The 8,429-nt window shown below is 67.8% G+C and carries 8 protein-coding genes; 6 read left to right on the plus strand and 2 right to left on the minus strand.

Annotated features, from left to right (window positions below):
• Positions 1 to 805: acyltransferase family protein (locus tag NA4_RS36190; RefSeq protein ID WP_373862871.1), on the minus strand; the 805-nt coding region annotated here is incomplete at its 3' end.
• 207 nt (positions 806 to 1,012) lie between these two features.
• On the opposite strand from NA4_RS36190, the gene NA4_RS36195 reads away from it, so the two are divergent.
• The gene (locus NA4_RS36195; protein ID WP_067480253.1) at positions 1,013 to 1,495 is read left to right on the plus strand and encodes a cation:proton antiporter regulatory subunit; all 483 of its coding nucleotides are present in this window, start codon (positions 1,013 to 1,015) and stop codon (positions 1,493 to 1,495) included.
• Positions 1,496 to 1,501: 6 nt separating this feature from the next.
• Positions 1,502 to 2,758: a cation:proton antiporter gene (locus tag NA4_RS36200; RefSeq protein WP_067480256.1), complete on the plus strand. Its 1,257-nt coding sequence runs from the start codon at positions 1,502 to 1,504 to the stop codon at positions 2,756 to 2,758.
• 242 nt (positions 2,759 to 3,000) lie between these two features.
• Here the strand turns inward: NA4_RS36200 and NA4_RS36205 are convergent, their stop codons facing one another.
• On the minus strand, positions 3,001 to 3,729 hold the full coding sequence (locus NA4_RS36205; protein WP_245671757.1) for a peptidylprolyl isomerase: 729 nt from the start codon (positions 3,727 to 3,729) through the stop codon (positions 3,001 to 3,003).
• A gap of 253 nt (positions 3,730 to 3,982) precedes the next feature.
• Between NA4_RS36205 and NA4_RS36210 the strand changes: the two genes are divergently transcribed.
• From NA4_RS36210 to NA4_RS36225, 4 genes are all read left to right on the plus strand, one after another.
• Positions 3,983 to 4,819 carry a nitrilase-related carbon-nitrogen hydrolase gene (locus tag NA4_RS36210; RefSeq protein ID WP_067480259.1) on the plus strand — a complete coding sequence of 279 codons (837 nt, stop codon included), beginning with the start codon at positions 3,983 to 3,985 and terminating at the stop codon, positions 4,817 to 4,819.
• Between the two features lie 16 nt (positions 4,820 to 4,835).
• The gene (gene hydA, locus NA4_RS36215; RefSeq protein WP_067480271.1) at positions 4,836 to 6,257 is read left to right on the plus strand and encodes a dihydropyrimidinase; all 1,422 of its coding nucleotides are present in this window, start codon (positions 4,836 to 4,838) and stop codon (positions 6,255 to 6,257) included.
• Positions 6,258 to 6,286: 29 nt separating this feature from the next.
• Entirely contained in the window at positions 6,287 to 7,327 is a 1,041-nt protein-coding gene (locus NA4_RS36220; protein ID WP_067480262.1) for a TIGR03842 family LLM class F420-dependent oxidoreductase, read from the plus strand.
• A gap of 1 nt (position 7,328) precedes the next feature.
• On the plus strand, positions 7,329 to 8,429 hold a 1,101-nt coding region (locus NA4_RS36225), incomplete at its 3' end, for an aminotransferase class III-fold pyridoxal phosphate-dependent enzyme (RefSeq protein ID WP_067480265.1).

The raw sequence follows: 8,429 nt of genomic DNA on the forward strand, positions 1-8,429 counted from the left end.
AGCCGCAGGTCAGCACCGCGACCGCGCCCAGCACGGCCGCGGCCGTACGCACCGGCCGCGACGGCGACAGCCAGGGCGCCGCGACCGCCAGCAGGGCCCCGGCGAGCAATTCCCAGGCGCGCGCGAAACTGTCGTAGTAGTTCCAGCCCTGGTGCACCGCGGTGCCGTGCGCCGCGTAGACGAAGGAGGCCACCGCGCCCGCCGCGAGGACGATCGCCAGCACCGGCCGCAGTGCGGCAGGACCCGCGAAACGCCCGCACAGCCGCGCCGCGAGTGCCACACCGAGCAAGGCGGCCAGGTAGAACTGCGCCTGTACCGCCATCGACCACAAATGTTGCAGCGGGCTCACGGACGGGTCGGCGGCCAGGTAGTCCGACCAGGACAGCGCCAGATGCCAGTTCTGGTAGTACAGCGACGACGCCAGCGTTTGCGCGGCGATCTCACCCCACTGGGTGAACGGAAGCAGCAGAACCGTCGCAGCGACGACCGCGGCGAGCACGGTCACCAGAGCCGGTAGCAATCTGCGGGCAAGTCTGCGCGCAGTCTCCAGGACCGGGACCGTGCCGGTGGTTTCCGCGGCGCGCAGCAGCGAGCCGGTGAAGAAGAAACCGGACAGGACCAGAAAGACGTCCACTCCGCCCGAGACCCGGCCGAACCATAGGTGGAACGTCACCACCAGCGCGATAGCCACTCCGCGCAGCCCATCCAGATCGTGCCGGTGGCCACTGTCCCTCTCGCGCGTCGGTGCCGCCGCGATGAGCGCACCCGGCCGTCGCAACCGGCTCACCACACGGGCGACCGTCACAGGACGCGTACGCTGCGGCCGGATCGGCAACCGGAAGTGACGGCTCGGCGACGAGCGAATGTACAGGACACGTCATCCCTCTTACCACGCGCGGTAAACCGTGGTCCACCAAGCCGGTTGGAGTGTCGTGCGGAAACGGCTGTGTCGAGACGGACAATTCGGTCACCTGTCGTCTCGGCGGCTACCCGGGGTCGATAGGGTGGAGTAGTGAACATTGAGGTGACACCCCTGCCGGGTATCGGTGTGCGCAAGGAGTTTCCGCTGGCCAACGCGCGGCGCCGGATCGGGGTGATCGATCATCGTGACGGCACGATGGACCTGATCGTGAGCAAGGCCGACAACGCCGACGAGACCGAACAGATTCCGTTGTCCGCGAAAGAGGCTGCCGTGCTGGCAAACCTGCTCGGTGCGCCGCAACTGGTCGAGCAGTTGCGCGAAGAGCACCGCCAGTTCACCGGTCTGACCACACGTCAGATGTCCATTCCGGATCGCTCCCGCTACGACGGGCGCATGCTGGGTGAGACCCAGATGCGAACGCGGACAAAAGCATCCATCGTCGCGGTGGTGCGCGGCGGGCAGCCGATCCCGTCGCCGGGGCCGGATTTCACCTTCACCGCCGGTGACGTGCTGGTCGTCGTCGGCACCGTGGAGGGCTTGGATGCCGCCGCCAAGATCCTGTCAGACGGCTGAGCGGCGATGGTGGCGCACGAGACCGCACTCGCGCTGATCCAGCTGGGCGCGGTGTTCTTCGGCCTGGGCCTGCTCGGCCGGATCGCCGCGCGCATCGGCATGTCGCCGATCCCGCTGTACCTGATGGGCGGGCTGCTGTTCGGCACCGGCGGCTTGGTCGAGCTGCGGCAGGTCGACGACTTCATCCACCTGGCCAGCGAAATCGGCGTCGTCCTGCTGCTTCTGCTGCTCGGCTTGGAATACAGCGCGGCCGAACTGGTCACGGGCATGCGCCGATCGTGGGCCGCGGGCGTGCTGGACATCGTGCTCAACGCCACGCCGGGCGTGCTGGTCGCCTTCGCGCTCGGGTGGGGTTTCACCGGTGCGATCGCGATGGCGGGCGTCACGTATATCTCCTCTTCGGGCATCGTCGCGAAAGTGCTCAACGATCTGGGCAGGCTCGGCAACCGCGAGACACCGGTGGTGCTGTCGATCCTGGTGTTCGAAGACCTGGTGATGGCCGGATACCTGCCGGTGCTCACGGCGGTGCTGGCCGGTGTCGGCTTCCTCGCCGGGTTGAAGACGTTGAGCATCGCCCTGGTCGCCGTCACGGTGGTGCTGATCGTCGCGCTGCGCTACGGCCGCTACGTCTCCGCGATCGTCGACAGCGAGGTTCGCGAGATCTTCCTGTTGAAGCTGCTGGGCTCCGCGCTGCTGGTGGCCGGAGCGGCCTCCGCGGTGCAGGTGTCCGCGGCGGTCGGCGCGTTCCTGCTCGGCATCGCGATCTCCGACTCGACCGCGCACAACGCCACCAAGGTGCTGGAACCACTGCGCGATCTGTTCGCGGCGTTGTTCTTCGTGCTGTTCGGATTGAGCACCGATCCGGCGACCATCCCGCCGGTGCTGGGCTGGGCGTGCCTGCTGGCGTTGGTCACGACGGCGAGCAAGGTCGCCACCGGATGGTGGGCGGCCAAGCGCGCCGGTGCGGGCCGCTACGGTCGGGCGCGTGCGGGCACCGCTCTGGTCGCCCATGGTGAGTTCTCCATCGTCATCGCAGGTCTCGCGGTCTCCTCAGGCGCCGTTCCCGGCGAGTTCGCGGCCTTGGCCACCACCTACGTGCTGCTGATGGCGGTCCTCGGCCCGATCGCGAGCCGAATAGTCGAACCGGTTCTCGCGGCGGCGCTCCGGCGCCGCAAGGTGTCGCCTGACCGAAACCTTCCGCAAGATACCCGTCCGGTTCCGATGTCCGATCCGTTCAAGACCTCTGGCGCACAGGAGAGTTGACTCGACCTCGGACAACGGGCTCATCCCGGCCCTGTACGGGCGCGAGACCTGGCCGAGGACGCGGGCATCCCGCTCGACCGGTTCGCCGGTCAGCCTCGGGTGGTTCGTCGGCAGGCATCTACGCGGGCTATTTCGCGGACCTGGACGGCCATCTCTGGGAGGTCGTCTACTTCGAGGAGCGCGACAGCTGATCCCGCCGGACAACCGCGGTGGCGGTGTCGCACCGCCACCGCGTCGGGGACTCAGTTGCGCACGGCCACAACGGAATCGAGTACGACGTCGACGGCGGGTGCGCCGTCGCCCGAACGGTCCTTGGCGCCCGCGGCGGCGATGGACGTGAGCACGTCCATGCCCGCGCTGACCCGCCCGAACGGGGTGTAGTCGGGCGGCAGCTGGCTGTCGCGGTAGACCAGGAAGAACTGGCTGCCGTTGGTGCCGGGGCCCGCGTTCGCCATCGCGACGGTGCCCGCCGGGTACGTGGCGCCCGCCAAGTTCTCGTCGGGGAAGCGATAGCCGGGACCGCCCATACCGGTCGCCGTCGGGTCACCGCACTGCAGGACGTAGATGCCCTCGGTGGTGATCCGGTGGCACTTCGTGTGGTCGAAGTACTGCTCACCGGCAAGGAACGCGAACGAGTTGACCGTGCGCGGCGCGCGCGCCGCGTCCAGCGCGATGGTCACGGTGCCGCACGTGGTCGCCAGCGTCGCCGTGTACCCCGCGTTGGGATCGATGGTGAGGCCGGGCTCGGCGGGCCACTGCTTGCCGTTCGGCTGACCCGCGACCGGAGCGGCACAGGTCGCCGGCGCTTGCTCCCGTGCAGGTCCTGGGTTCGCCGAGACGCCGCCGGCCGTGAACACCGCCACTGTCGCGCCCACCGCCAAGATGCCGATAACCCGCAGCGAGCGCCACGGTAGGCGACGACGTCCCGAGCGCTGACCGTTGAGAAGTTGTCGCGCCTGCACTTTGCTCACCGCTGAGAAATCTCCTTCATTCGGATTGCGCACCGGACGATGCAGCGCGAATCATTCCATTTCGCCCCGGGTGGCGTGGGCGTACGGCCCTAATACCCACCGTTCGGTGCGGCCAACCCTCGGTCTGCGTTGACGTCGGGCACCGGCGTCGTGGCGGACGGCCCGCACGCGTCGACCGCGTAGCGACGACTCGAAATTCTTGCCGATCTGCTGGATCGGGGCCGGATTAGTTTCCCCTGACGTATAACAAAGCATGGGAATCGTTCGATCGGCCCTTGTTCAAACGAACTGGACGGGTGACAAAGAGTCGATGATCGAGGCGCACGAGCAGTACGCGCGCCGGGCCGCCGCGCAGGGCGCGGCGGTGATCTGTTTCCAGGAGCTGTTCTACAGTCCGTACTTCTGTCAGGTGCAGGACACGGGGTTCCACGACTACGCGGAGTCGGTGCCCGGTCCGACGACGGAGCGATTCGCCGCGCTGGCAAAGGAATTGGGCTTGGTGATGATCCTGCCGGTCTACGAGCAGGAACAGCCGGGTCTGCGGTACAACACGGCGGCGGTGATCGACGCCGACGGCAGCTATCTCGGCAAGTACCGCAAGCACCACATTCCGCACGTCAACGGCTTCTGGGAGAAGTTCTACTTCCGGCCGGGCAACCTGGGCTGGCCGGTGTTCGACACCGCGGTCGGCAGGGTCGGCGTCTACATCTGCTACGACCGGCACTTCCCGGAGGGCTGGCGCGCGCTGGGCATGGCGGGAGCGGAGATCGTCTTCAACCCCTCGGCCACCTCCCGTGGCCTGTCGGGCTACCTGTGGAAGCTGGAACAACCTGCCGCCGCGGTCGCGAACGAGTACTTCATCGGCGCCATCAACCGGGTCGGCGTCGAGGAGTACGGCGACGACGACTTCTACGGCACCAGCTACTTCGTCGACCCCGAAGGCCAGTTCGTCGGCGATGTCGCCTCCGATTCCGAGCCCGAGTTGATCGTCCGTGACCTGGATATGGACCTGATCAAGGTGGTGCGCGATCGCTGGGCTTTCTACCGTGACCGCCGCCCCGACGCCTATGGGCCGCTGGTGGCCCCGTGAGACCGGGAGTGACGAGATGACGCGCACCTTCATCCGCGGCGGCACGGTGGTCTCCGCGACCGGATCACAACCGCTCGACGTGCTCGTGGACGGTGAGACCGTCGTCGCCGTCCTGCACCCGGGCTCCACCGCGCTCGGTGCGGACCTCGCCGCGGCGGCCGACCGGGTGCTGGACGCGACCGGCAAGTACGTCATCCCCGGCGGCGTGGACGGCCACACCCATATGCAGATGCCCTTCGGGGGCACGGAGGCCTCCGACACCTTTGCGACCGGCACCCGCGCTGCCGCCTGGGGCGGCACCACCACGATCGTCGACTTCGTGGTCCAGAAGCCGGGGGAGCGAGTCCAGGACACCCTGGGCTCCTGGCACCAGAAGGCGGCCGGACAGTGCGCCGTCGACTACGGCTTCCACCAGATCATCGGCGAGGTCGACGCCGAATCGCTGAAAGGGATGAGCGAACTGGTGGCCGAGGGGGTCACCAGCTTCAAGCTCTTCATGGCCTACCCGGGCGTCTTCTACTCCACCGACGGACAGATCCTGCGGGCGATGCAGTCCGCGGCCGACCTCGGTGCGCTGCTGATGATGCACGCCGAGAACGGAATCGCCATCGACGTGCTGGTCGAGCAGGCACTCGCGCGCGGGGACACCGCTCCCTATTTCCACGGGAAGACCAGGCCGTGGCAAATGGAGGAGGAGGCCACCCACCGCGCGATCATGCTCGCGCAGCTCACGGGTGCGCCGCTCTATGTCGTGCACGTCTCGGCCGAGCAGGCACTGGCGCAGATCGCGACCGCGCGCGACGCAGGGCAGAACGTCTTCGGCGAGACGTGCCCGCAGTATCTGTACTTGTCGCTCGAAGAGCACCTCGGCGCACCGGGTTTCGAGGGCGCCAAGTGGGTGTGCTCGACACCGCTGCGGTCCAAGGCCGAAGGACACCAGGACGCGCTGTGGCGCTACCTGCGCACCGGTGACGTCGCCACGGTCAGCACCGACCACTGCCCGTTCTGCATGAAAGACCAGAAAGACATGGGCATCGGTGACTTCAGCAAGATCCCCAACGGTATCGGCGGTGTGGAGCATCGCATGGACCTGATGTTCCAGGGCGTTCAGAGCGGGCAGATCTCGCTCGAGCGGTGGGTCGAAGTCTGCTGCACCACGCCGGCCCGGATGTTCGGCATGTACCCGCGCAAGGGCGTGATCAGCCCGGGTGCGGACGCCGACATCGTGATCTACGACCCGCGCGGCCACACCAGCATCGGCCTCGGCAAGACCCACCACATGAACATGGACTACTCGGCCTACGAGGGCTTCGAGATCGACGGCCACGTCGATACGGTGCTGTCCCGCGGCCGGGTGATCGTCGACGATGGCGCATACCTCGGCAGCGCCGGTCACGGCCGGTTCGTCAAACGCCAACTGTCGCAGAACCTGATCTGACGCGTCCCGACCGCGGAATGGAGTGCCGCATGGACATCGGTTTGGTGCTGCAATGCACGCCCCCGGCCTCGCGAGTGGTCGAACTGGCCCGGCTCGCGGAGACACTCGGGTTCTCGCACGTGTGGACCTTCGACTCGCATCTGCTCTGGCAGGAGCCCTACGTCATCTACAGCCAGATCCTGGCCGCCACCCGCAAGGTCATGGTCGGTCCGATGGTGACCAATCCGGCTACCCGGGACTGGACGGTGACCGCGTCGACCTTCGCCACCCTCAACGAGATGTTCGGCAACCGCACCGTGTGCGGTATCGGCCGGGGTGACTCGGCCGTCCGCACGCTCGGCGGTAAACCCGCCAGTCTGGCCACGCTGCGCGAATCCGTCGAGGTGATCCGGGAGCTGGCCAATGGCCGTAGCGCGCGGATGGGCGACACCGTCGTCCGGCTGCCGTGGGCGGCCGGTTCCCGGCTGGAGGTGTGGGTCGCGGGCTACGGGCCGCGCGCCCTCGACCTCACCGGCGAAATCGCCGACGGATTCATCCTGCAACTGGCCGACCCCGATATCGCGGCGTGGACCATCGCGCGCGTGCGAGCGGCGGCCGAACGCGCGGGCCGGGACCCGGCAGCGGTGCGGATCTGTATCGCCGCACCGGCTTACGTCACCGACGGATCGGACGCGGCCCTTGCGCACGCACGGGAGCAATGCCGATGGTTCGGCGGGATGGTCGGCAATCACGTCGCGGAAATCGTGGCGAAATACGGTACTGGCGGCGACATTCCGGCTGCCCTCACCGACTACATCGATGGCAGGCGCAGTTACGACTACAACCAGCACGGACGGGCGGGCAACGTGCACGCCGAGTTCGTGCCCGACGCCATCGTGGACCGTTTCTGTGTGCTCGGCACACCCGACGCCCAGCTGGCCCGGCTGCGCGAGCTGGAGGCGCTGGGCGCCGACCAGTTCGCGGTCTACCTCCAACACGACGCGAAAACGGCGACCTTGGAGACGTACGGTGAATCGGTGCTACCCCAACTTGCTTCTGATGTGACCGCCACCGAGTCGGCCGGTATCTAGCGTGGCCGATCACGTCTTCTATCCGTGGAGCGCCCAGGCCGAGCTGAATCCGGTCCCGATCGCCGGGGCGTCCGGCTCGTATTTCTGGGACGACTCCGGCCAGCGCTACCTCGACTTCTCCTCCCAGTTGGTCAACGTCAATCTCGGCCATCAGCACCCGGACGTCGTCGCGGCGATCGTGGACCAGGCGCAGCGCCTGGCCACCATCTCGCCGACGGTCGGCAACGAGGCGCGCAGCGAACTGGCCCGGCTGATCGTCGAGCGGGCGCCCGGCGACCTGAACCGGATCCTGTTCACCACCGGCGGCGCGGAGGCCGTCGAGCACGCGGTGCGCCTGGCCCGCAGCTACACCGGGCGCACGAAGATGCTTGCGGCGTATCGCTCGTACCACGGTGGCACGGGCGTCGCGATCGGCCTGACCGGTGAACCGCGCCGCTGGGGCGCGGAGCCGACCAATGTCGACGTGGTGCGGTTCTTCGGACCGTATCCGTACCGGTCGCCCTGGGACACAGCCGGTCCCGAGGAGGAAACCGCCGCCGCGTTGACGCACCTGCGGCAGGTGATCGAACTGGAGGGACCGCAGCACATCGCCGGACTGATCCTGGAGACAGTGGTCGGTACCAATGGCGTGCTCGTCCCGCCACCCGGCTATCTCGCGGGTGTACGCGCGTTGTGCGACGAGTTCGGCATCATGTACATCGCCGATGAGGTGATGGTCGGGTTCGGCCGGGTGGGCGAGTGGTTCGCGGTGCAGGCTTTCGGCGTCGAACCGGACCTGATCACCTTCGCCAAGGGGGTGAACTCCGGTTACGTTCCGCTCGGCGGCGTGCTGATGGCGGAACGGATCGCGCAGCGTTACGACCACGTGGTGTATCCGGGTGGACTGACCTACGCCGGGCATCCGCTGGCCTGCGCGGCGGGTGTCGCCTCGATCGCCGTGTTCGAGCGCGACGGGATCCTTGACCATGTGCGCTCGGTGGGCGCGGACGTGCTGGGAAAAGGGCTGCGGGAATTGGCCGCTCGGCATCCCAGCGTCGGCGAGGTGCGTGGGCTCGGCTTTTTCTGGGCGCTGGAGCTGGTGCGCGACCCGCGCACCCGGCAG

Origin of the sequence: Nocardia amamiensis NBRC 102102, assembly GCF_001612745.1 — a bacterium.
Taxonomy (GTDB): Bacteria; Actinomycetota; Actinomycetes; order Mycobacteriales; family Mycobacteriaceae; genus Nocardia; species Nocardia amamiensis.

Bases quoted from the DNA above. Each gene is read 5' to 3' on its own strand.
- hydA (WP_067480271.1), top strand. From the start codon at position 4,836: ATGACGCGCACCTTCATCCGCGGCGGCACGGTGGTCTCCGCGACCGGA.
- NA4_RS36200 (WP_067480256.1), top strand. From the start codon at position 1,502: ATGGTGGCGCACGAGACCGCACTCGCGCTGATCCAGCTGGGCGCGGTG.
- NA4_RS36220 (WP_067480262.1), top strand. From the start codon at position 6,287: ATGGACATCGGTTTGGTGCTGCAATGCACGCCCCCGGCCTCGCGAGTG.
- NA4_RS36210 (WP_067480259.1), top strand. From the start codon at position 3,983: ATGGGAATCGTTCGATCGGCCCTTGTTCAAACGAACTGGACGGGTGAC.